17 protein-coding genes are annotated in these 23,337 nt (G+C 71.8%); 5 read left to right on the plus strand and 12 right to left on the minus strand.

Features of this window, described 5'->3' with window-relative positions; genetic code table 11:
- The first annotated feature begins 8 nt into the window (after positions 1–8).
- Complete coding sequence (locus WG209_RS15540) at positions 9–1,973, plus strand: S9 family peptidase (RefSeq protein ID WP_337175979.1); 1,965 nt, start codon at positions 9–11, stop codon at positions 1,971–1,973.
- A gap of 78 nt (positions 1,974–2,051) precedes the next feature.
- Complete coding sequence (locus WG209_RS15545; RefSeq protein ID WP_337175980.1) at positions 2,052–3,716, plus strand: SpoIIE family protein phosphatase; 1,665 nt, start codon at positions 2,052–2,054, stop codon at positions 3,714–3,716.
- A gap of 3 nt (positions 3,717–3,719) precedes the next feature.
- Here the strand turns inward: WG209_RS15545 and WG209_RS15550 are convergent, their stop codons facing one another.
- Together WG209_RS15550 and WG209_RS15555 are read right to left on the minus strand one after the other, a co-directional pair.
- Positions 3,720–4,598: an NlpC/P60 family protein gene (locus WG209_RS15550; protein ID WP_337175981.1), complete on the minus strand. Its 879-nt coding sequence runs from the start codon at positions 4,596–4,598 to the stop codon at positions 3,720–3,722.
- A gap of 98 nt (positions 4,599–4,696) precedes the next feature.
- Positions 4,697–6,412 (minus strand): M3 family oligoendopeptidase, encoded by a 1,716-nt coding sequence (locus WG209_RS15555; RefSeq protein ID WP_337175982.1) that lies wholly within the window; start codon positions 6,410–6,412, stop codon positions 4,697–4,699.
- A gap of 263 nt (positions 6,413–6,675) precedes the next feature.
- Here WG209_RS15555 and WG209_RS15560 point away from each other — a divergent pair, with 263 nt between their 5' ends.
- Positions 6,676–7,716: a TIM barrel protein gene (locus tag WG209_RS15560; protein ID WP_337175983.1), complete on the plus strand. Its 1,041-nt coding sequence runs from the start codon at positions 6,676–6,678 to the stop codon at positions 7,714–7,716.
- A gap of 305 nt (positions 7,717–8,021) precedes the next feature.
- Here WG209_RS15560 and WG209_RS15565 read toward each other — a convergent pair whose 3' ends face one another.
- From WG209_RS15565 to WG209_RS15580, 4 genes are all read right to left on the minus strand, one after another.
- Positions 8,022–8,606, minus strand: coding sequence for a hypothetical protein (locus WG209_RS15565; protein WP_337175984.1), 585 nt, complete (start codon positions 8,604–8,606; stop codon positions 8,022–8,024).
- 27 nt (positions 8,607–8,633) lie between these two features.
- Positions 8,634–10,103 (minus strand): DUF1501 domain-containing protein, encoded by a 1,470-nt coding sequence (locus WG209_RS15570; RefSeq protein WP_337175985.1) that lies wholly within the window; start codon positions 10,101–10,103, stop codon positions 8,634–8,636.
- A gap of 17 nt (positions 10,104–10,120) precedes the next feature.
- Positions 10,121–13,084: a DUF1553 domain-containing protein gene (locus tag WG209_RS15575; protein WP_337175986.1), complete on the minus strand. Its 2,964-nt coding sequence runs from the start codon at positions 13,082–13,084 to the stop codon at positions 10,121–10,123.
- An 81-nt stretch (positions 13,085–13,165) separates the two neighbouring features.
- Positions 13,166–15,295 (minus strand): hypothetical protein, encoded by a 2,130-nt coding sequence (locus tag WG209_RS15580; protein WP_337175987.1) that lies wholly within the window; start codon positions 15,293–15,295, stop codon positions 13,166–13,168.
- 820 nt (positions 15,296–16,115) lie between these two features.
- On the opposite strand from WG209_RS15580, the gene WG209_RS15585 reads away from it, so the two are divergent.
- On the plus strand, positions 16,116–16,910 hold the full coding sequence (locus WG209_RS15585; RefSeq protein ID WP_337175988.1) for a hypothetical protein: 795 nt from the start codon (positions 16,116–16,118) through the stop codon (positions 16,908–16,910).
- 427 nt (positions 16,911–17,337) lie between these two features.
- Entirely contained in the window at positions 17,338–18,393 is a 1,056-nt protein-coding gene (locus WG209_RS15590; RefSeq protein ID WP_337175989.1) for a DNA integrity scanning protein DisA nucleotide-binding domain protein, read from the plus strand.
- Between the two features lie 27 nt (positions 18,394–18,420).
- Here the strand turns inward: WG209_RS15590 and WG209_RS15595 are convergent, their stop codons facing one another.
- From WG209_RS15595 to WG209_RS15620, 6 genes are all read right to left on the minus strand, one after another.
- A complete protein-coding gene (locus WG209_RS15595; RefSeq protein WP_337175990.1) occupies positions 18,421–19,494 on the minus strand; it encodes a DUF1559 domain-containing protein in 1,074 nt (357 codons plus the stop codon).
- Between the two features lie 65 nt (positions 19,495–19,559).
- Complete coding sequence (locus tag WG209_RS15600; protein ID WP_337175991.1) at positions 19,560–19,724, minus strand: hypothetical protein; 165 nt, start codon at positions 19,722–19,724, stop codon at positions 19,560–19,562.
- A 385-nt stretch (positions 19,725–20,109) separates the two neighbouring features.
- On the minus strand, positions 20,110–20,433 hold the full coding sequence (locus WG209_RS15605) for a Rieske (2Fe-2S) protein (RefSeq protein ID WP_337175992.1): 324 nt from the start codon (positions 20,431–20,433) through the stop codon (positions 20,110–20,112).
- 426 nt (positions 20,434–20,859) lie between these two features.
- Positions 20,860–21,636, minus strand: coding sequence for a BON domain-containing protein (locus WG209_RS15610; RefSeq protein ID WP_337175993.1), 777 nt, complete (start codon positions 21,634–21,636; stop codon positions 20,860–20,862).
- A 386-nt stretch (positions 21,637–22,022) separates the two neighbouring features.
- Entirely contained in the window at positions 22,023–22,340 is a 318-nt protein-coding gene (locus WG209_RS15615) for a hypothetical protein (RefSeq protein WP_337175994.1), read from the minus strand.
- Positions 22,341–22,609: 269 nt separating this feature from the next.
- On the minus strand, positions 22,610–23,337 hold a 728-nt coding region (locus WG209_RS15620), incomplete at its 5' end, for a hypothetical protein (RefSeq protein ID WP_337175995.1).

Here is a 23,337-nt window from a genome sequence, read left to right on the forward strand (position 1 = left end):
GCCCGGACATGCGCCGACTCGCGCCGCTGCTCGCCCTTCTCGCCGCCGCCGGCCTCGTCTCGGCCCAGGAGCCGACGATCCCCGTGCCCGACTCGATCCGGGCCGAGGGGATCCCGCCGATCCCGGCCTCGCTCGCCGCGGAGCTGAACCGCTACCAGAACATCCGGTCGGCGAGCTTCCAGGGCTGGGACGACGAGGAGGGCAAGCGCGGCGTCTACGTCACGACCCGGTTCGGCGACACGATGCAGGCGCATTACGTCGCGACGCCCGGCGGGGCGCGTCGGCAGCTGACGTTCCTGCCGGAGCGCGTGCTGGGGGTCTCGCCCCGCCCCCGTCGCGACCAGTTCCTCTACGTGATGGACGAGGGGGGCGCGGAGAACTACCAGCTATTCCTCCAGGACCGCGCCGGCGGCTCGTCGACGCGGCTGTCCGACGGCAAGAGCCGGCACGCCTCCGCGAGGTGGTCGCCCGCGGGCGACCTGCTGGCCTGGAGCAGCAACGCCCGCGACGGCGTGAACATGGACCTCTACGTCGCCGCCCCCGCCGACCCCGCGTTCCGCCGCCTCATGAAGGAGGTCGTCGGCCAGTGGACGGTCTCCGACTGGTCCCCCGACGGCAAGACCGTGGCGGTGGAGGAATACATCTCCATCACCGAATCCTACGTCCATCTCGTCGACGTCGCGACGGGCGAGGTCCGCTCGATCACCCCCAGGCCCGCGCGGGGGCAGCCGAAGGCGGCCGTCGCGTCCCCGAAGTTCTCGAAGGACGGCAAGGCCCTGTTCTACGTCACCGACCGCGACTCCGAGTTCCGCCGCCTCGCCCGGCACGACCTGGCGACCGGCGCGGAGACGGTGCTCTCCGCCGACGTCCCCTGGGACGTCGAGGGCTTCGACCTCTCCGACGACGGCTGGTACATCGCCGCCGTGACGAACGAGGAGGGCCTCGGCCGCGTCCACGTCTACAACCTCCGGGCGAACGGGGCGGAGCAATCGCCGGCCGGCCTCCCGACGGGGCGGATCTCCGGGCTGGAGTTCCGCCGCGGGTCGCACGAGCTGGCCTTCACGCTCGACTCGGCGCGGTCCTCGTCGGATGTCTTCTCCCGCGATCTGATCCAGGGTAAGAACGAGCGTTGGACCGAGAGCGAGACCGGCGGCCTGGACGCCTCGACGTTCGTCGAGCCCGAGCTGATCCGGTTCCCCTCGTTCGACGGCAAGTCGATCCCGGCGTTCGTCTATCGCCCCGCCGGCGCGGCGGCCGGGCCCAGGCCCGTCCTGATCTCGATCCACGGCGGCCCGGAGGCCCAGTTCCGCCCTGGCTTCCTGGGACGCCTGAACTACCTGATCAATGAGCTGGGGATCGTGGTCATCGCCCCCAACGTCCGGGGTTCCGACGGCTACGGGAAGTCGTACCTCCAGCTGGACAACGGCTTCCTCCGCGAGGATCCGGTCAAGGACATCGGTGCGCTGCTGGACTGGATCGCCGCCCAGCCGGATCTGGACAAGGCGAGGGTGGCGGTCTCGGGCGGGTCGTACGGCGGGTTCATGTCGCTGGCCGTGCAGACGAACTACAACGACCGGATCCGGTGCGGGATCGACGTCGTCGGCATCTCCAACTTCGTGACGTTCCTGGAGAACACCCAGGGCTACCGTCGCGACCTCCGCCGGGCCGAGTACGGCGACGAGCGCGACCCCAGGATGCGCGCGTTCCTCGAACACGTCTCGCCGCTGAGCCACGCCGACAGGATCAAGACGCCGATCCTGGTGATCCAGGGGGCGAACGACCCGCGCGTGCCGCTGTCGGAGTCGGAGCAGCTCGTCGCGGCGGTCCGGGAGAACGGCGCGCCGGTCTGGTACGTCGTGGGGCTGAACGAGGGGCATGGGTTCTCCCGGAAGGCCAACCAGGACTACCAGCAGGCCGTCGAGGTCCAGTTCCTGAAGACCTACCTCCTGGGCGAAGGGGAACCCGCGAGGTGATCCGGACTCGCCGGGGGGGCGGCCCGCGAAATGCATGCTGGTCGTAGGCAGTCGTTGCGGTGAGCGGGGGCAGGGACCATGACGTTCGGGGACGGGGTCGGGGCGATCCTGGAGGTGATCCGGGACGGGCGGACGGAGCGCCTGATCGAGCTGCGGGGGCCCGACCTGCACATCGGCCGGCACCCTCGGGTCGGCCTGACGCTCGACCACCCCAAGGTCTCGCTCTATCACGCCCGGGTGGAGCGGCGGTTCGACGGGTCGTATCGCATCGTCGACCTGATGAGCAAGAACGCCACCCTCGTCGACGGGGCGCGTCTGCGGCCGTTCGAGCCGGCGCCCTTGCGCGAGGGCTCCCGGATCCAGATCGTCGACTACGAGTTCATCTTCCACGTGCCGGCCGCCCGCGTCGGCAGGCCGGGGGAGATGGCGGACCCCACCGTGCTGGGGTCGCTCGAGGATCTCAGCTCCACCGGCCTCGTCCGCCGCGCCGCCGACCCGGCCGAGGCTCTCCGGGGCGTCCTGGACGTCGTCCAGGCGCTAGGGGGGGCGATGGGGCTGGATGAGCGCCTGGGCCGGGCGCTCGCGGGGCTGATGGCCGTCCTGCCGCGCGCGGAGCGGGGGTACATCGCGACGCTGGAGACCGACGGCTCCCTGCCGCTCCGCGCCGCCCGCGGCCCCGGCGGCGCGGCCGACACGCCCCCGGTCCTCAGCCGGACCATCGTGGAGGAGGTGCTGAGCAAGGGCCGGGCCCTGCTCATCAAGGACGTCTCCTTCGACGAGCGGTTCAGGGACCAGGAGAGCGTCGCCGGCGTCATGCGCACGGCGGTCTGCGCCCCCCTGATCGGGCGGGACGGCCGGCCGATCGGCATGGTCCAGCTCGACGGCGCGTCCTCGAAGGCGCTGTTCAAGGAGGACGACATGGACCTGCTGGCGGCCCTCGCCGCGCCCATCGCCGCGGCCGTCGAGAACGACCGCCTGCTGCGCGAGCGGGCGTCGTGGGCCGCGGCGTCCGAGATCCAGCGAGCCCTGCTCCCCCGCTCGCGTCCGGACGTGGCCGGCTACGCCTTCTGGGAGTTCTACCGGACCGTCGAGGACGTCGGCGGCGACCTGTACGATTACATCAAGGTCGAGGATCCCGACGCCCCGGCCGGGGCCTCCCCGCGCTGGTGCGTGGGCCTGGGGGACGTCTCCGGCCACGGCATGCCCGCGGCGATCATCATGGCCGGCGTCTGCCCGGAGGTCCGCCTCCTCGCCCGCGCCGGGTTCTCCCCGGAGGAGATCCTCGCCCACGTCAACCAGAGCTGCCGCGAGTCCGGCGTGCCGAACCGATTCGTCACGATGCTCCTGGCCGAGCTGGACCCCGACGCCCACCGGGTGACGCTCGCCTCCGCCGGGCATCCCGGCCCGCTGATCCGCCGGGCCGACGGCCGCGTGGAAGTCATGGAATGCCCCGGCGCCGGCCCCCCCCTGGGGGTGGAGCCCCACACGGCCTACCCCCCCTCGCGGTTCGACCTGGCCCCGGGCGACGTCGTCGTCTTCTACTCCGACGGCCTCGTCGACGCCGTCGACGCCACCGGCGGGGCGCTCGGCCGCGACCGCCTGGCGCGCGCCGTCGGCCAGGCGGGCGGGGGCCCCGACCAGGTGGGCGAGGCCATCCTCGCCGCCCTCGGCCGCCACGCCCGGGACCGATCCCCGCTCGACGACCTCACCATCGTCTGCCTCGGCCGACTGCCCGAACCCTGACCCTCAGCCCTCGATGACCCGATGCGCGTGGCTGGCGCAGCGGGCGTACCAGGACCGCTCCCGGAACGGCCGGAGCTGGACGCCGCAGGGGATCGGCCGCCCCTCGTCGTCCATCACCCCCGCGCCATGGCTGTCCAGCACCAGCGGCAGCCCAGACTCCGACCGCCCGATCGGCCCGATCCACATCACGACGTGGGTGACGTCGCCGCCGGGCCTCCCCCGGATGAAGAGGAGGTCCCCCGTCCGCAGGGCGCGGACCCTGGCCTCATGCTCGGCCGGCAGCTCGACGCGCGTCAGCCGACGCGATCGGCCCTCGACGCCGATCGCCGCCTCCGGCCGCTCGGCCTGGCGCCGGACGTCCGTGCTCATCCGGATCCCGAAGCCCTGATTGTAGACGAAGCCGGTGAAGTTGCTGCAATCGACCCCCTTGCCGTTGTCCCCCGCGCACGTCTCCTTCCAGGGCCAGCCCGGGGCGGGCTCCCAGTCGGGGACGTGGTGATGCTGGTAGGCGTGGCCGACGTACCGCAGGCCGACGGCGATCGCCCGCTCGCGCAGCCATTCCGCCGGCCTCCCCTCGGCCGCCTCGGCGACCGGATAACGCCGAGGCGCGGGCCCCCAGGCACCGTACCGGCGTCGGACCTCCTCCGAGGCCCACTCGCCATGCGGGACGCACGCCGATTCCCGCGGATCCCCGCGCCAGGTCGTCAGCAGGTCGCCGATCAGTTCCTCCGTCGGCCAGGTGAACTCGACGCCATGGCCCGACGGGGCCGCGAACGTCCGCGCCCTGGCCGATCGCCCCCCCGCGAACTCCGAGCCGACCGCGATCGAAGCCGCCGCGCCCAGCAGGGCGCGGCGTGACAGGCGATGATCCGGCGATGCCATCAACAGACCTCCGATCGACGCGAGGGACGGCCGGCGAATCGGGAGGGCCGGCCGAGAAGCCTAGGACGCGTCGCGGAGTCCGTCCAGCGGCGTCCCCCTCACGGCGCCAGGCGCGACAGCTCCTCGCCGACGGCGTCCATCAGCGGGGCGATGGTCTCGCGGTCGAAGGCGAAGCGGGCCCCGGCGGCCTCGAAGAGCTGGGGCAAGGGCCTCGCCCCGCCGATCGAGAGGGCCTCGCGATACGACGCCACCGCGCCGGCGCGGTCGGTCAGGCTCCGCTTCCAGATCTGGAGCGCCCCGAGCTGCGCCACGCCGTACTCGATGTAGTAGAACGGGTACAGGAAGATGTGCAATTGCTTGTGCCAGGAGTGGTCGCGGGCGTCCTCCAGGCCGGACCAGTCCACGTCGCCGCCGAACCGGGCGACGAGGTCGCGCCAGGCGGCGCGGCGGTCGTCGCGGGAGTGTCCGGGGTTGTCGTAGATCCAGTGCTGGAAGGCGTCGACGGTGGCGATCCAGGGGAGGATGGTGACGATCTCCTCCAGCAGCTTGCGGTGGGAGCGCCCGGAGTCGGCGGCGTCGTAGAACGGATCCTTCGCGCCGGTCCCGAAGAGTTCCATGGTCATGGAGGCGACCTCGCAGAACTCCAGCGGGCTCTCGCGATAGGCGGCCAGGGGCTCGCCGCGGGCGGCCAGCGTGTGGAAGGCGTGGCCCCCCTCGTGGAGCAGGGTGCGGACGTCGCCGTCGACGCCCACCGCGTTCATGAAGATGAACGGCAGGCGGTCGGCCTCGTAGGTCGTCTGGTAGCCGCCGGGGGCCTTCCCCTTGCGGTTGGCCAGGTCGAGCAGCCCCCGCTCGCGCATGAAGGCGAACTGGGCGCCCAGCTCCGGGGCGACCTCGCGGAAGATCGCCTCGCAGCCCTCGGCCAGCCGGTCGACGTCCTCGAACGGCTTCAGGGGGGGGCGGCCCAGCGGGTCGGTGGCGAGGTCCCAGGGGCGGAGCGAGTCGACCCCCAGGCGTTCCTTGCGCTCGCGGTGGATGGCCGAGGCCAGCGGGACGACGGCCTTCTCGATCGCGTCGTGGAACTGGCGGGCCTGCTCCGGGCCGTAGTCGAACCGCTCGCGATTCCTGTAGGCGTAGGCGACGTAGTCGTCGAAGCCGGCCTCGCGGGCGATCTCCAGGCGGAGGGCGCGCATCTCGTCGAAGAGGCCGTCGAGCAGGTCGCGGTCGGCCAGCCTGCGCCCGGCGGCGAGGGTCCACGCCTGGCGGCGGACGTCGCGGTCGGTGGACTCCAGGAACGGCGAGAGCTGGACGAGCGTCCGCTCCTGGCCCTGGAATTCGACCGTCATGGCGCCGATGGCCTTCTGGTATTGCTGCTCAAGCTCGGCCAGGCGAGTCTCGCGCGGGATGTTGGCCTCGCGATAGAGGGCCCGGCGGTTCTCCTGCGAGCGGGCGAAGACCCGGTAGCGGTCGGCCGGCAGCCCCGCGCGGCCGGGGGCGTCCAGGAACCGGTTGCGGACCTGGTTCAGGTAGGGCTTGAGCTTCGGCTCGATCTCGCGGACGAACTCCAGGTACGCCGCTTCGCGCGCCGGGTCGTCGGTCTGGCAGGTCATCGCGACATACCGCGAGGTCCCTTCCTGCCCCACCGCGGCGTTCAGCTCCCCCGCGGCGGTCAGCCACTCCTCCAGCCGCTCCGGCGTGTCGACCGGCATCGCCAGGAGCTTCTTGTACCAGGGCTCGATCCGTTCCCAGGTCTTCAGCTCGACGCCCTCGGGGAGCCAGGCGCGCGGGAAGGTCTCGGGGGCGTAGGTCGTCATTGGTCGTGCCTGTCTTCCTTTACGATCGCGGGGGCGGGACCGCCGCCTAGGGGGAGTCGCCGGCGGCCGGCGACGTCGCTCCCGGGGAGCCCGGATCTTCCCCCGCCGGGGCAATCCCTGTCAACGGCGGACGCGGAACCATTGAGGATCGGGCGCCCTTCGGGTAAGAGTACAGGGACCGACGGCGCGACGAGCCCGTCGACGTCCCCCCCGCGTGCGAGGCCGCGGCGCCGCCTGCCGGTCTGTCTGGAGTTTTCGACGCAATGAGCACCCCCGCCCAGTATCGCTTCACGTTCGGCCCCTGGAACATCAGCACCGGCGCCGACCCGTTCGGGCCCCCCGCCCGCAAGGAGATGGAGTACGCGCAGAAGCTGAAGAAGTACAAGGAGCTCGGCTTCGACGGCGTCCAGTTCCACGACGACGACATCGTCCCGGCCGACCTCGACTGGCAGGCGACGCTCAAGGGGACCGCCGAGGTCAAGAAGATCCTGGACGGCGAGGGCCTGTTCGTCGAGATCATCGCCCCGCGCCTCTGGGAAGACCCCCGCACGCTCGACGGCGGCTTCACCTCGAACGACCCCAAGGAGCGCCAGTACGCGATCGACCGCGCGAAGCGCTGCGCCGACCTGGCCGACGAGGTGGGCTGCAAGAACTTCGTCCTGTGGCTGGCCCGCGAGGGGACGTACATCCGCGAGGCCAAGTGCGCCAAGACGGCCATCGCCCGGATCGTCGACGCCTGGTCGGCCATCCTGGAGCACAACAAGAACATCCGGATCCTCGGCGAGGCCAAGCCCAACGAGCCGACCGACTCCGCGTTCCTGCCGACCGTCGGCCACATGATGGCCATCGGCTACAAGACCGTCGACCCGGCGCGTTCCGGCGTGCTGATCGAGAGCGCCCACTCCATCCTCGCCGGGATCGACCCCTCCGAGGACATGGCCTTCGCGCTCTACCACGACAAGCTCTGGTCGGTGCACCTGAACGACCAGAACGGCCTGAAGTACGACCAGGACAAGACCTTCGGCTCCGTCGACCTGCGTCGGGCGTTCAACCAGGTCTGGGTCCTGGAGAAGAGCGGCTACGGCAAGAACGGCGAGGCCGTGGGCCTGGACGTCAAGGCCATGCGGACCACCACCTTCGAGGACTCGCTCCAGCACCTGGCCAACTCGAAGACCCTCTTCCTCCGCCTGCTCGACATCGTCCGCGCCGTCGACGAGAAGAAGGTCGAGGAGCTGCGCGCCGCCAAGAAGTACGAGCAGCTCGAGATGCTGATCCTCGACATGCTCATGGGCAAGAAGGGTTGAGGATCGCCCCGACCGGCCCCCCCACCGAGCGGGCGGGGCCGGGCCGTGAAGGGGAGCTCTCCGCAGCGTTCTCGAAGGCGTCTCGCGCCGTCGAACCTGGCGGGGTGGATATCGTGACGACCATCCCTTCTCCCCTGGTGGGAGAAGGTGGCCGAAGTCCGGATGAGGGGAAACCCCGCCGGCCTTCGGTCGCGCGCCCCCTCATCCGCCCCTCCGGGGCACCTTCTCCCACCTGGGGAGAAGGGGGGAGCCGCGGCTCCTTGGGGGTGCCTTCCACGGGAACGACGGCGCTGTCTCGATGAAGCTCACGGGCCGGTCGAGAACTCGTCCCGGCGCAGCTCGGCCAGGCGTTCGAGGTGGGCGTCGAGCCAGCCCCGGACGCGGTCGGCGACCGGGAAGCGCGAGAGCAGGACGGCGACGAGCACCCCGGCCGTCGCCAGCGCCGCGGGGTTGCCTTCGATCAGGTACGCGAGCAGGCCGAAGAACGCGCCCCCCTCGTTCAGCGCCGAGGCCACGATGAGCTGCGTCTGGTACAGCGGCAGCAGCCGGCCGACGTCGTTCGCGGGGTAGACCTGACGCTCGCCGGTCTCGGTGAGCTTCGTCTCGTCGGTCGTCGACCCGCCCGCGATCGCCCGCAGGCCGCCCTCCACCATGAGCCTCGGCACGACGAACGAGGCGACGAGCGTGATGACGCCGAAGCCCAGGGCCAGGGCGGTCAGCAGCGGCAGGCCCAGGATCGTCGGCTGGTTCGCGGCCGCGGGGCGATTCCCGCCGTCCAGGATCGTCAGCACCAGGACGCCGAAGACGACCACGCCGGCGGTCAGCGCCCCGACGATGATCTGCATCATCTGGACGTTCGCGTCGAAGTTCTCCGCCTCGTCGATCTTCATGGAGGCCCCTCGTCGTGGTCGGCCCGGTCAGGCCAGCAGTTCGCGGATCACGCGCCCGTGGACGTCGGTGAGGCGACGGTCCACGCCGTTGTCGCGGACGGTCAGCCGGGTGTGGTCGATCCCCAGCAGGTGCAGGATCGTGGCGTGCAGGTCGTAGACCTCGGTCGGGCTCGAGCGGTCGAGCGGCTTGAAGCCGGTCTCGTCGCTGGGGCCGTAAGTCACGCCCGGCTTCACCCCGCCGCCGACCATCCAGCTCGTGAAGCAGTGCGGGTTGTGGTCGCGCCCCTTCCCCCCCTGGCTCGACGGCATCCGGCCGAACTCGGTGGTCCACAGGACGATGGTGTCTTCCAGCAGCCCCGTGCGCTTCAGATCCTGGATCAACGCCGACGCCCCCCGGGCCATCCCCAGGGCGAGAGGGCCGTGATCGCGATGGACGTCCTCGTGCGAGTCCCAGTTCCGGCGCGGGAAGCCGTTGTCGTTGCCGCTCCAGATCTGCACGAACCGCACGCCCCGCTCCAGCATCCGCCGCGCCGCCAGGCAGCGGCGAGAGAAGACGATCGTCTCCTCCTGGGCGTTGATCTCGGCCGGGAACGACGACGGGACGTGGTCCAGGCCGTAGAGCTTCAGGACCTCGGGCGGCTCCTTCGAGATGTCGAGCGCCTCGGGCGCGGCGAGCTGCATCCGGGCGGCCAATTCGTAGGACTGGATGCGGCCGTCGAGGCGGCCGTCGCCGGGGCGAAGGTCGGCGTGGCCTCGGTTCAGGCGGTTCAGGAGGGCGACGCCCGCCTCGTCGCCGGCGCGGGAGGCGAAGGCGACGCGCTCGTCGGGGAACAGGTCGGCGATGGGGCGCGGGGCCGATAGGTCGACGACGGTCCCCTGGTGCCGCGACGGGAGGAACGCCGCGTCCCAGTTCTTCGAGCCGTTCGACGCCAGCCCGCGCGGGTCGGGCAGGACGACGAACGCCGGCAGGTCGTCGCTCAGCCGGCCCAGGCCGTGCGAGACCCAGCTCCCCATCGACGGGAAGCCCGGCCGGTTGAAGCCCGTCGTCTGCAAGAGCGTCCCCTGGCTGTGGACGCCCGTCTTGCCGACCATGTTGTGGATGAACGCGATGTCGTCCACCACCTCCCCCAGCGGCGCGACCACTTCCGAGAGCAGCTTGCCCGTCTGGCCGTAGGGCTTGAACTCCCACAAGGGCCGCAGCCACGGGCCCAGGCCGTCCTGGAACGTCTCCACCTTCTCGCCGAAGCTGGAGGGCTTGCCGTGGCGCTTGACCAGGTCGGGCTTGAAGTCGAACAGGTCGATGTGGCTCGCCCCGCCGGCCATGAACAGCTGCACGACCCGCTTCGCCTTCGGCGCGTGGTGCAGGCCGCCGTCGGGCCGGGGCTTCAGCCCTCCGGTCGCGTCGGACGCGAGCAGGCCGTCGACCCCCAGCAGGCTCGCCAACGCCAGCCCACCCAGGCCCCCACCGCTCCGCCAGAGGAAATCGCGACGGTCCATCTCAATCCTCCGGGCGTTCAATCGACGAAGACGAACTCGTTCATGTTCAGGATCACCCGGCAGGCGCTCGCGACCCCGTGCTCGGCGGCGAGGGCGTCCAGGCCGTCCAGCTCGTCTGCGGAAGGCTCGCGGGCGAGGGCCAGGGCGAAGGCCCGCGCGACCTGGGCGCGGCGGTCGCCGGCGGTCTCGACGCGATCGGCCAGGGCCTTCGCGGCCGTCAGCATCAGGCCGTTGTTGTAGAGGGCGAGCGCCTGGAGCGGCGAGACCGACTCGCCCCGCCGGTCCACCTGCATCGACGGGTCGGCGCAGTCGAGGACCGTCATGAACGGCTGGGGCCGAGAGCGGGCGAGGAAGCGGTAGATCGACCGGCGGCGGATCGCGGGGTCGTCGGGTCGCATCATCTCATATTGATAATGCGGCGAGTGCTCGGGTCGCTCCATCACGAAGTCGCGGAAGGGCGGGCCGTACATCGTCGGGTCGAGCAGGCCGGCGACGGCGAGGGCGGAGTCGCGGACGGCCTCCGCCTCCAGCTTGCGGCGGTGCCCGCGCCAGAGGTAGGCGTTGCCGGAATCGACCGCCTCGGCCGCGGGGTCGACGGTCGCGGCCTGGCGGTAGGTCGCGCTGGCGACGATCAGCCGATGCAGATCCTTGAGCGAGCGGCCGCCGTCGCGGAACTCGGCGGCGAGCCAGTCGAGCAATTCGGGATGCGTCGGGGGCTCGCCCATCTTGCCGAAGTCGCTGGGCGTGGCGACGATCCCCCGGCCGAAGTGGTACTGCCAGACGCGGTTGACGATCACCCGCCACGTCAGCGGGTTGCGGTCGTCGATCAGCCAGCGCGCCAGCGCGGCGCGGCGCTCGGACTCGGGGAGGTCGGGCGAGACGTGGAGGTCGCCGGGCAGCTCGCGGAAGACCCCGATCGCCCCGGGGCCGACCTCCTTGAGCGGGTGGTCGACGTTCCCGCGATCCAGCACGAAGATGGGGCGGGGACGGCCGCCGTCGGGGCCGGTGCCTCGGAAGGGCGAGTCGCCGCCGTCGTGGATCGTCGCCGCGTAGACCATTCCCGGCTTCGGCAGGGCTGATCGCTCGGCCTCGATCCGGGACAGCTCCGCCTCGGCTTCCGCGAGGCCCGCCCGCAGCGCCGGGTCGACGGCCTTCGCCATGTACGCTTCGCGAGCGGCCGTCAGCGCCTCGACGTTCCCGCCGGCCAGCCCGGGGGCGACGCCGTCGACGAGGTTGGCGGCGCGCCATCGCGGCGGGGCCTCGATCGAGTCCAGGGCCGAGACCGAGACCCCCGCGGCGACGTTCGCGCCGGAGGCGTCGAACACCTCCAGCTCGGCCAGGGCGAAGTGGTAGTCGTCCTGACGCTCGGCCAGCCGGACGGCCGTCACGCGGACGTATCGGGCGGTCGTCCCGGCCTCGAAGTGGACAGCCGCGACGCCCGGGTTCGGCTGGTCCTCGCCGGAGCGGTCGGCGATGGTCGCGACCTCGCGTCCGAACGCCGGGTCGTCGGACGCCTCGACCTTGTAGCGGACGGGGAAGCCGAAGCCATCGCCGATGCCGTTGAAGTCATCGCGGCAGGGGCGGAGGGTGACGCGGGCGATCTCGACGGGGCGGCCGAGGTCGATCTGCACCCACTTGGGGTCGTCGTCGCGGGGGGCCAGGTCGCTGTGGTAGCCGTATTCCGGCGGGTCGTCTGGCGACTTCGCGGCGGCGATCAGGTGGTCGATCTCCCCCAGCGCGGGGCCGGCCTGGGCGGCGACGGCGGCGGCCAGGCGGTCGCGCTCGCGGACGGCGTCGGCGTGGCGGGCGGCCAGTTGGCGGGCCTTCCGGGCGGACGGGGCGTCGGGGTACAGCGGGCGGTCGGCGCGGTCGACGGCGGCGAAGACGGCCTGGACGCGGTAATAGTCTTCCTGGGAGATCGGGTCGAACTTGTGGTCATGGCACTGGGCGCAGCCGACGGTCAGGCCGAGGAACGTGTCGAAGACCGTCCGCGCCATGTCGTCGCGGTCGAGATGCCGGGCGACCTTGCCGTCGGACTTGGTCTCCGGGACCTCCGCGTGGCCGACGAAGTCCCACGGACCGGCCGCCAGGAACCCGAGCGCCGCGACGGCCGCCGGGTCGTCCGGGTAGAGGGCGTCGCCGGCGACCTGCTCGGCGACGAAGCGGTCGAACGGCTTGTCGGCGTTGAACGCCCGGACGACGTAATCGCGGTACGGCCAGGCGTTGGGCCGGGGCTTGTCCTTGTCGTAGCCGTGCGAATCGCCGTAGTGGGCCACGTCCAGCCAGTGCCGGGCCCAGCGCTCGCCGTATCGCGGGCTGGCGAGGAGGCGGTCGACGAGCTTCTCGTAGGCCAGCGGGTCGGGGTCGGCGACGAACGCGGCGACCTCCTCGGGCGACGGCGACAGGCCGGTCAGGTCGACGTAAAGCCGGCGGGCGAGGGTCCGGCGATCGGCCTCGGGGGAGGGCTTCAGCCCCTTCTCGGCGAGCTTCGCCCGGATGAACGCGTCGATCGGGTTCGTCGGCGGCGGGGCGTCCGGGAAGGGCGTCGGCGCCGGGACGGCGGGGCGCTCCAGGGGGCGGAGCGACCACCACGACCGCGGGTCGTCCCCCTCGTCGGGCCACTCGGCGCCCTGATCGATCCAGGCCTTGAGGGCGGCGACCTGCGCGGGGGTGAGGCGTTCCCCCTTCGGCGGCATGACGCGGTCGGGGTCCTCGCCGGAGACCAGCATGACGATCAGGCTGTTCTCGCCGTCGCCGGGCTCGATCGCCGAGCCCTCGTGGCCGCCGCGGAGGGCCGACGCCTTGCGGTCGAGCCGCAGCCCGGCCTCGCGGGTCTCCCGCCCGTGGCAGGCGAGGCAGCGGGCCGTAAGGATGGGCCGGATCTCGGCCTCGAAGTCGACCCGACGCTCGGTCGGGTCGTCGGCGAGGGCGGGGGCGACGAGCAGGAGCCCGAGCGCCGACGCCAGGATGGGTCGGGCCATGATGAACGCCTCCGGGGCCGGGATCGCGCGCCCACTGGGCACCCCTGCATCATGGCCCGATCCCGGCCGCCGGGCAAGGGGTCACGCCTGGGGGCGGTTGCGGGTCTGCGACAGGGGCCCGATCGGCTGGAGGCCCGGGACGAAGGTCACGCCGCCGCGGCCGGCGACGCTCCGCGCGGTCGAGGAGATCGTGACGTTGTCGCGGCTGTCGATCCGGACGTGGTTCACGGGCAGGCCGACGATCGTCGAGTTCGTCACCCGTCGGAACGAGATCAGGTTGAGGAACCCGGTGTCGTTCAGGACCATGCCGTCGGCGGTCGAGCCCCGGATCGACTGGATGGTCCCCTGGACGTCGATGATGACCGCCCCGGCGAGGTCGGGCCGGAAGCTCTCGCTCAGGTCGGAGAGCTGGTTGGGATAGTCCAGCACGATCACCCCGCGCGGGGTCTGCGACGTCTGGCCGATCAGCAGGACCGTGTTCGGGACCGGGGCCCCGTTGGCGATCCCGGTGTTCACGGCCACGGCCCGGTCGACGCTCCCCACCGCGGTCGCCACGTCGGCGGGGTTGCCCGCCGGGACGGGGATGAAGGGGGAGGCGGCCCGCTGCTGGACCGTGCCGAAGCGGTTGACGATCTGCTGCCCGCCGGCCGGGTCGGGCACCGGCGTCGCCACCGAGACGTTGAGGTAGCCGAGCTGGTTCTCCAGCGGCTGGAGCGTGTTGAACGGGGCGGCGACCGACGTGTAGACGTTGTTCGACCCGGGGATCCCCGTGATCCCGCCCAGCAGCGACAGCCCCGCCGGCGGCGTGTACGGCGCGGGGTTCCCCGCGGGTGCCACCAGCGTCCCGGCGTCCAGGCTCGCCTCGACGTCCACCTGCCGGAGCTGGTTCGCGGCAGGGTCGGCGATCACCGTGTAGGCGTCGGTGGAGCCGGCGGCGAAGAAGCCGGCCGGGACGGCGAACGAGCCCAGCGGCGTGCCGTAGGTCGCGTCGTAGGCCGAGGCCGTCGAGCCGTCGTTGACCAGCAGGACCAGGCGCTCGCCGTCGCGGGCCAGCGCCAGGCCGACGTCGGCCGGCGCCCCCGGCACCGCGATCGGCGCGAACGCCCCGTCGACGGAGCCCCGGCCGCGGTCCAGGTCGAGCTGGAACCGCAGGACGCGGCCGGTGGCCGGGTCGTACCCGAAGATCCGCGCGTCGGTCCGGAGGTTGGGGACCACGGGCAGGTCGCCGTCGATCCGGTCGATGGCGATGACCACGCCCGGCGGCGGCGGGGGCGGCCCGGGGTCGGGGTTGGTCGACGTCAGCACCAGGTCGCCCGCCGAGACGAACTCGTTGTCGCCCCCCGCCAGCGTCTGCACCAGGAAGGTGTCGGTGACGATCGGGTTCGGGGCCGTCCCGCCGCTGGTGCTCGTCACCCCCGTCCCGCTCCCGCTCGTCGTCGGCGTGCCGACGTCGATGATGTTGGCGAGGCTGGCGTTGTAGGTCGGCGAGTTGCCCCGCGCGTCGAAGCGGTTGGAGGCGGGCTCCATCCCGGTCAGCTCGCGGAGCTGGATCTGCGACCCCGCCGCGGCCGACCGCAGGCCGAGCACGCCGATGCCGGCCTCGACGTTGATCGTCCCGCCGGGGACCAGGTCGAACTGCCGCAGGTTGATCATGCCGATCACCGGCGAGCCGACCCCGCTGAGCCCGGTGGACGCGTCGGCCTCCGCCTGGGTCAGGCTGAACACGCTCGCCACGTCGGCCCGGCCGCCCCCGCCGTGGACGTTGGCCACGATCTTCGTGTACGAGTTCGAGAGCCCGTAGCGCAGGTGCAGCGCCCCGGCGGAATCGACATAGGTCCCTTCCAGGCTCCCCCTCCCCTGGATCGAGAGGGTCACCCGGCCGCCGCGAGGGGTGGTGTAGACGAACTGCTGGAAGCCCTTCGTGAACGTCCCGCCCCCGGCCTGGACCGCGGGGATCGCCCGGGAGTCGGCCGGCGAGGTCGGCCGCGGCGCGGATCGCATGAGGGTCGCCATCGCGTCCGGTGGGGGCGCCGTCTGGGCGGCGGGATCCGGCAGGTCGACCCGGGCCATCGTCATGGGATCGACGTTCCCCCCCGACGGCAGCACGCCGAACGGGTCGGCGCTCATGACCTGGCGCTGCTCCAGCCCCTCCATGATGGGCAGAGCCCGACGCGGCAGGCGCCTCCTGTTGTCCGACGGCGAGCGTCCCATCGCATCCCCTCCTGAGACCTGGCCGGGCGACCGCGCCGACCTCCCTCCCTTTGACTACCCCCTTACCTTTCGGCAATCCGGTCCCCTCGGCATAACTCATCCCTCCCCAACCACCGGCGCGAGGCGTCCCGACGGCCCCGATCCGGGCGAACCACTCTCGACCGCGACGTCATGCGAACCGCCCCGGATCTTGGCTTCGTTCGTCGCGCGAGGTTGTCGCGTGAGCAGGTGCAACCTATTTACTCGTAGTGCCTTGCGGTCAAATACGCTTGGCTTCGTTCGTCGATTTCGAAGTGGTTGATTCGCCAGCCGCGTCGCGAGGATGGTCCTTCGAGCGTGAAAAGCGCGTCCCTCTCTCGCCGGGGGATGGGACGCGATCGGGCCGGGGCCCGCTTCGACCCGACACGCCGACGACGGGGCGCGGATGCGCGATGGCCCCGCCGGCGCGACAGCTTCGACGCTCGTACCGATTCCGGGATGTCAAGGAGCACGGCCAACGATCAACCGTATGGTCCGCGGTGGAGGATCGGGGATTTCATGTTTCCGATATTTTCCAGGGATCCCCGCCGCGGTCGGCCGGGGGTTGGGGGGAGCGAGGGGGGGCGGGGGGGAGATCCGACTGGCGGGGCCGGGCCGGGACGCCTGCGGGAACGGGGAACGGGCCCGACGTCCCCTAGCGGCCGGGAATTAGGGCCGTTACATTGGCGAAAACCGCCCGCCCGAACGTACTGGTGCGAGGAAGCATGATCGAGGCGACGAGGCGAGGACGCCCCGGCGCGCCGATCGGCGAAGGTATCGAGTCGAGCAAAGGAGAACGATGGTGCTGAGCCGCAATCCCTGGCTGGCCTGGTCCGCGGGCCTCGTGGTGTCGTGGGGCCTCCTCGGGGCGACGGTCGCGTCGGCCCAGGACGCCAAGACAACGGAGGCCCCCGCGGTCGAGGCCAAGCCCGCCGACGCTCCCAAGGAGGAGGCCAAGCCCGCGGAGGAGGCCAAGCCCGCGGAAGAGGCCAAGCCCGCCGCGGAGCCGAAGGCCGAGGAAGCCGCCGCCGCCGAGGCCGCCCCGCCGACCATCCCGCCCGAGGTCGAGGCCAAGCTCGAGGCCGCCCGGCGGGCCGTCGCCGAGGCCATCGTCGCGGCGCAGGACGCCGGGTTGGTGGACACCTCCATCCAGCCGCCTCCGGTCCTCGACATCCTCGTCAAGGGCTACGCCGACGACGCCAAGCTGCTGAAGAACAAGGACGGCAAGAAGCCCTACGCCGTCTCCCCCGAGGTCTTCGCCGCCTGGTTCACCAACCACGGGCAGCTCCCGGACGTGAACTACGTCAACGACGTCCGCATCCTCAGCCCCAACGCCGGGCTCAAGGCCCTGTTCGACCAGCGCGCCGCCATCCTCAACCGCCACATCGACGCCGTCCGCCAGGAGAAGGCCGCCGCCGCCCCGGCCGCCGCCCCGGCCGAAGAGCCGAAGGTCGAGGAGGCCAAGCCCGCCGAGGAGCCCAAGGCCGAGGAGGCCCCCAAGGAAGAAGCCAGGCCGGCCGAGGAGCCGAAGGCCGAGGAAGCCAAGCCCGCCGACGCGCCCGCCGAGCCGAAGGCGGACGCGGCCCCCGAGGCCTGAGCCGCCTGGACCCGCGACGACCGCGCCCGCCGCGTCCCGGCCGGCGCGGTCGACGGGCCCTCCGCGCGGCGAATCCGGCGCGATTCCCGCCCCGCGGCCGTCCCCCCGCGTCCAGAAATCCGAAGAGAGCGGGCGGGACGCCCGCCCCATGACCTGGTACATTCGGCCTGTCATCCGTGGCGCGGGCGTCCGGCCCGTCTCCGAGCATCCGGCCCACGCGGGCCGGACGCCCGCCCCACGATCGAGAGAGGGCCGCCGTCGAGATCGCGACGGCGGTCGCCCCTGAATCCGACCCTCCGCGCCCCCTCCGCCCCGGGAGGCGTGGGGATGTCGGGCGGCGCGGCCGGCCCCCGTCTCATCGACGCCCGGGAGGACCGTCCGGGCGCTCCCCATCGCCACACGACCGCAACGCCCGAGGCCCGAATCCGTGACGCCGCCGAATCCGTCCAGGGGGACCGCACCGCTGCCGATCCTCTCGATCGCGTCGGAGAACGCGCGGCGGCTGGGGGCCTCGGCGGTGCTGGTGATGCCGGAGGGGCCGCTGGAGTGGGACTTCGTCCGACCCGTGGCCGACGGCGGCGTCACGTTCCTGATCGCCGCCTCCTCCCCGCGCCAGATCCAGGCGATCCGCGACGCCGGGCTGACCGCCATCGAGGTCGAGCCGGTCGAGGCGGCCATCGCCGAGCGGATCACGCTGGCCCTGATCGAGGCCGTCGCCAACGACCACGTCAAGGCGGGAGCCCGCGTGGCGGTCGTCTACTCGGGCTTCGAGGCCGCGGCGCTGGACTCCATCAGCGTCATCCGCCTGGGCGAGCACCTGGAACGGCTCAGCGCGCGGGACCTCCGGGCGCTGGAGACCTCGGTCCCGTTCGAGACCCTCAAGGCGGTCGTCGACGCCGCGGTGGAGATCGGCCGCGAGGGCCGCGAGGGGAAGGCGGTGGGCTCGCTGGTCGTCGTCGGCGACACCCGCAACGTCCTGGCCCGCACCCGCCCGCTGGGCTTCGACCCCTTCAAGGGATATCGCCGCAAGGAGAGGAACGTCCGCGACCCCCGCGTGCGCGAGGCGATCAAGGAGATCGCCCAGATGGACGGCGCGTTCGTCGTGGCCCGCGACGGCACCGTCGAGGCCGCCTGCCGGCTGATCGACGCCCCGGTCGCCGGGCTGACGCTCCCGAAGGGGCTGGGGACCCGGCACTGGGCCGCCGCCGCCATCACCAGCATCACCAAGGCCGTCGCCGTGGTCGTGAGCCAGTCGACCGGCTCCGTCCGCATCTTCCAGGACGGCGACGTCATCCTCCGCATCGCCCCAATGCGGCACGCCCGCGCCATGAAGTGGCAGGACGCCGAGAGCGAGCCCGGCGAGTCCCCCCGCCTCCGCGAGCGCGAGCGGGAACGCGAGAGGGACAGGGAGAAAGAGAAGGAAAAGGAGAAGCCCGTCCCCAAGGCGCCGGAGACGGGATCGGCCCCGTCGCGGTCGGGCTGACCGGGCGGGGCCGTCGGCGGGCGTCGATCAATACTGGTCGGAGCTGGTGACCTCGCCGCCGGCCATGGTGCCGAGGGCGCGCCAGACGTCGCGGCCGATCGAGTTCTTGATGAACCGGACGGAGCCGTCGCAGAACGCGGCGTTCACGCCGCCGGAGTGGAACGAGCTGGCGGAGTAGTTCCAGCCGGCGTTCCAGCCGTCGCTGAACGAGCCGCCGTCCTTGCAGGACTTGGAGTTCGGCGGGCTGATGTGGTGATAGCCGCCGCCGCGGCCCGCGTCGCCGGACATCCAGTACTCGCCCTTGTAGTCCCAGGGGTTGGCGGTGTTCGCGGCCTGGCAGGCCTGATAGTCGGCCTCGTTGGAGCCGGTCTGGCCGATGGGGATCTGATAGTACATCAGGTTGAGCCCGGGGAAGCGCGCCCCGTTGGACCCCTTCACCCACTCGCTGAAGATGACGGTGTTGCTCAGGCCGTCGCTGATGCTGGAGACGGTGACCGTCGTGCCGACGTCGCTGGGGAAGTCGCTGGTGGCCTGCGAGTGCGCGCTGCCGCCGAGGTAGTACGCCGGGCCGTTGATCCGGCCGCCGGTGTAGGCCCGGTTCGTGCCCAGGTTGTTCGGGTAGTTCGACAGGCCGATGGCGAAGCTCATGGTGCTGCCGCTGGCCTGGTTCAGCCCGGTGTTCCCCGCGTTGGGATCGGACGGGCAGAGGAACGCGCTGACCTGGATCGCCCCGGCCGTCCCGTTGATCAGCCGGCCGATCGCGTAGCCGGCGCCGGTGCTCGGCTTGACCGGCGAGACGTCGAAGTTGATCGCGTTCATCGCGGCGTTCTGCTCCATGAACGGCAGGATCCGCGTCTTCATGGAGTGCCGCTGCCAGACCAGGTTGGCCGCCGTGTAGTACCCGCCCGTCGGGGGGACGGAGCTGTTGGCCTGGATGTAGTTGTGGATCGCCAGCCCGATCTGCTTCAGGTTGTTCGTGCACTGGACCCGCCGCGCGGCCTCGCGGGCCGACTGGACGGCGGGGAGCAGCAGGGCGATCAGCACCGCGATGATCGCGATCACCACCAGAAGCTCGATCAGGGTGAATCCTCGGCGCTTCACGTGACTATTCCTCGAAAGGTGGGTCATGGGGGGGGACGTGGGCGGGATTGGGGGGAGGTGGAGGCTCAACGGGGGCGCCTCGTCTTGTACTGGATCGGCTCCGGCTCGGACTGCGCGGCGGCTTCCTCGGAGGTCATCGGCGCGTCGTCCGTGACGATCGGCTTCTCGATCCCCGTCGCGTTCGGGTTCTGGGGCGTACACCCCGGCGCGACGGCCAGCGCGACGCCCATTCCCAGAATCCATATCCAACCGCGCCTTGCCATCCTGTCCGACATGAAGGTTCCCTCGACGGGGCAGCCGCATTCGCGGATGCTCAAGACCTTTTATCCTAACTTCAAAGCCGACCATCCGACTCTAACGGGACCATGCAACCAGCGCCTAGATCATCTAGGTAGCTTGATGCCACGACCGATTCCACGCGATCACGACCGGCCGCGCGCCCCGCGAGGGGCCCCGGCGACACGGCCCCCCCCTCGACAATCCTAGGTCGCGACCGGGGCGGGAGAGATCGGCGCGCGAGCCGGATCGCGTCGTTTCGGGACGGCCTCGCCAGCGGACATCGGACGGTCGCCTCGCCTTCGCGGGTCGTGCCCCGGTCTTCGCTCGGATCGGAGATCAGCGCGGCGCGATCTGGCCCCAGATCTCGCCCGCCACGACGCGGCACCGGATCACGTGGGCGGAGTGGCCGGGGACGTCGCAGCGGCCGTCGCGGAGGCGGAATCGCCAGCGGTGCAGCGGGCAGGAGACCTCGCCGTCCTCCACCCGCCCCGCGCCGAGCGAGCCCCCGGCGTGCGGGCAGCGGTCGAACAACACCGCCACGGCGTCGCCGTCGCGCAGCACCGCCAGCCGCGCGCCGGCCGTTTCGACCGTCAGGCCCCGGCCGTCGGCCACTTCGTCCAGGCGACAGAGATAGGTCCAGCCTTCCATGCGAATCCCCATGGCGGCATCTTACCCGCGCGAAGCCTCGCCGTGACGATGCGTTCCCCCTTATCCCACGAGGGTGCTCTGTCGACAGGAGCCCGCCGGGAGTCGGCGCGGATGGCCGGCCGCTCGCGCCGACCCGCCGTGCCGACTCGGTCACGGGCTGGGTCGTCCGGCCCTTGGTCTTCATGCCCCCGCCACGACGCCCGGCCCGGGATTGTTATCGACGGAGCACCGCGAGGGGGCAGGGGAGGCGTGTCCGCGCGGCCATCGGGAAACAGCGTCGGGTTGTCGGCCCGGCGGGAGAGGGGACACGGTCGGACCAGGGCCCTCCTTTATTGGGGGCGGGCCGGGACGCCTCGCGCCCCATCAAACGACGAACGGCCGGCCGGAGATGACTCCGGCCGGCCGTCGGCATTGGGGCGGTTCGTGCTTCAGGCCAGATCAGTAGGCGAAGATGCCGAACGGGTAGGGCGTGAAGAACGGCCGGGTGTAGTGCTTCTTGAAGTCGAGCCACCAGATGCCGTCGTCCCAGCGGAGCGTGACGGCCCGCCAGTCGAGGGGGACTTCCGGGTAGGGGTAGAAGGGGCCGATGTTCGGCCAGGCCTGCCAGGGGTAGGCGGTCGGGTAGCCGACGGCCGAGAAGTTGGGGTAGGGGGCGTAGCTGGGCCACGCGTAGTCTGGCTGGCCCATCCCGGCACCGGCACCGGCGCCACCGCCCGCGGGGCCCTCGGGGAGCGGGCCGCCGTCGTGGGCCATCGGGCCGGAGACGACCTGGCCGCCCTGCATGCCCTGCATGTCGATGGGGCCGCCGCCGATCGGCCCGCCGACCACGCCGCCGTGGCCGCCGTGCCCCATGTGGCCGCCATGCCCGCCGTGGCCGCCCATCGCGACCTGCTGCGGGACGTACTGGGCCGGGCGGATCGCCTGGTCGCCGACCGTCAGCTTGTCCACGACGCCGGTGACGCCGGAGACGCGGCGGGCGCGCTCGATGGCCTCGCTCTTGACCTCGGGGCTGGCGGCGACACCGCTGAGCGTCACCAGGCCGGCCTGGGCCTCGATCTCGATCCGAGTGGAGGCCAGCGCCTTGCTCGACCGCAGCGTGCCGGCGACCGCGTCGGCGACCTGCTGGTTCGGATTGCTCGTCGCCTGCCCCAGCGCCGCCGGGGCCGTCACGGCCAGGAGACCGAGGACGGTTGAAATCCGTTTCAGTCCAACCATTGTGGGTAGTCCTTCTCCCGCGAGGATCCGACTCGACCTGGAGGCGAACGGCGAGCGGGGCGTCCGTTCGGGTCGGTGAACAATCCATCCCGTGACTGTCGACCGCGACCTTCCGATGGGCGACGCCGCGCGGTCAAACGCGACGCGGCCAACGCCCGAAGGTCGGGGGATCCCGGGGACTGGCGGACCCAAGAGGGGGGAGGTGATTCGTCGAGGTGAGGCTTCGCGGCACCAGTCCGAGCGATCCGGAATTCGATTCGCCGGAACTATGGCGCACGCTTCGGGGGCGGTCAAACGACGGCCCGAAAAAAAACGGGGCCGATCGGCCCCGTTGGATGCAAACGGATTATGGATAAGGGCTTGGGGGTGGCAAAATTCCCCGGGGATCAGGCCGCCTCGGCCTCGCCGAAGTGGTGGATCGCGTCGACGGCATCGGTGTTGCTGCTTCCCATCGTCATGCCGATCAGGAGGGCCGTCATGGTCCCGCCGGCGAAGAGGGCGAACTCGGAGTCCTGGCGGCCGCACATGGCGCCCGCGATCCCCAGGCCGAAGACGGCCACGATGACGCCGGTCCTCCCCAGGGCGTGCCAGGACGACCGATCGGACGTCAGCCGATGGAGGAACAGGCAGCCGACCCCGAAGGTCTGGAAGAACATCACGAGCATCTCGGCCAGGACGGACGAATTGAAATGGGCGAGTGACATGCCTGGACAGGCTCCTTCCTTGGTTCCTGTTTCGGGTCGTCGGAGATGGGCGGACTTCGTCGTTGATGTCGGCTCGGGGGAGTTTACGGCCTGCTGGTAGAGCACTCCCCGTACCAATCGGCCGCGAGGGGAGAATCTCGCGCCGGGGCCGGCGGTTCAAGTCGAAAACTTGATGAAAAAACGGCCCGCCGCGGGGAATTCCCGGGGCGGGCCGTGGCGTTTTTACACGGGCGAGGGGGCGGCGTTGAAGAAAACGCCAAGGAACAACGTCAACGGCGTCGCATGTTGCGGACGCGGATGTTGTCGAACTCGGTGGGGTTCGAGATGTCCAGGACGCCCCAGCCCTTCTTCTCGCGGCGGACGGTGACGGTGCGCTGGAGCCAGCCGCCGTCCTTCAGGTTCTTGCGGACCGTGACCCCCTGGCGGCCGGTGGTCTTGACCTGGTTGAAGGCGCCGGCGACGCGATAGCCTTCGAGCTTGGAGGCGAGGTCGTCCAGCTCGGCGTCGGAGATGCTGACGTCGAGGATCCGCGAGAAGAGTTCGCGATACCGTCCCCCTTCCTCCTGGGTGGTGGAGCGGAGGGCGGTGGCCTCCATGAGGCGGTCGCGGTCCTTGCGGGAGAGGGCGTAGAGGAACGCCTCGACGGCGCCGGTCGCCGTGTTGGTGTCGCCGGGCTTCAGCTCGGAGGCGCCGCCGGGGGTGCCGGGGCCGGCCGAGCCGAGCGAACTGTCCCCCTCGCCGAGCGGGCCGCCGGGCCCGCGAGGGCCGAGCATGTCGGCCGAGCCTAGCGCGCCGGGGTTGGCGAGCATGCTGGGGTCGGCCTCGCGGCCGGGGGCCATCTCCGCCATGCCCGGGGCGCCGGGGCCGCCGAATGGGGAAGTGGGCTCCGCCGGGGGGGCGTCGGCCAGGGAGGGGGCGGGCGCGGCGGCGCCGCTGCCCAGGGCGAGCAACTCGGCCGTCTCGGACTTCGCGGCCTGGGCGTCGGCCGCGGCGGGGG

Origin of the sequence: Paludisphaera sp. (assembly GCF_037189885.1) — a bacterium.
Taxonomy (GTDB): domain Bacteria; phylum Planctomycetota; class Planctomycetia; order Isosphaerales; family Isosphaeraceae; genus Paludisphaera.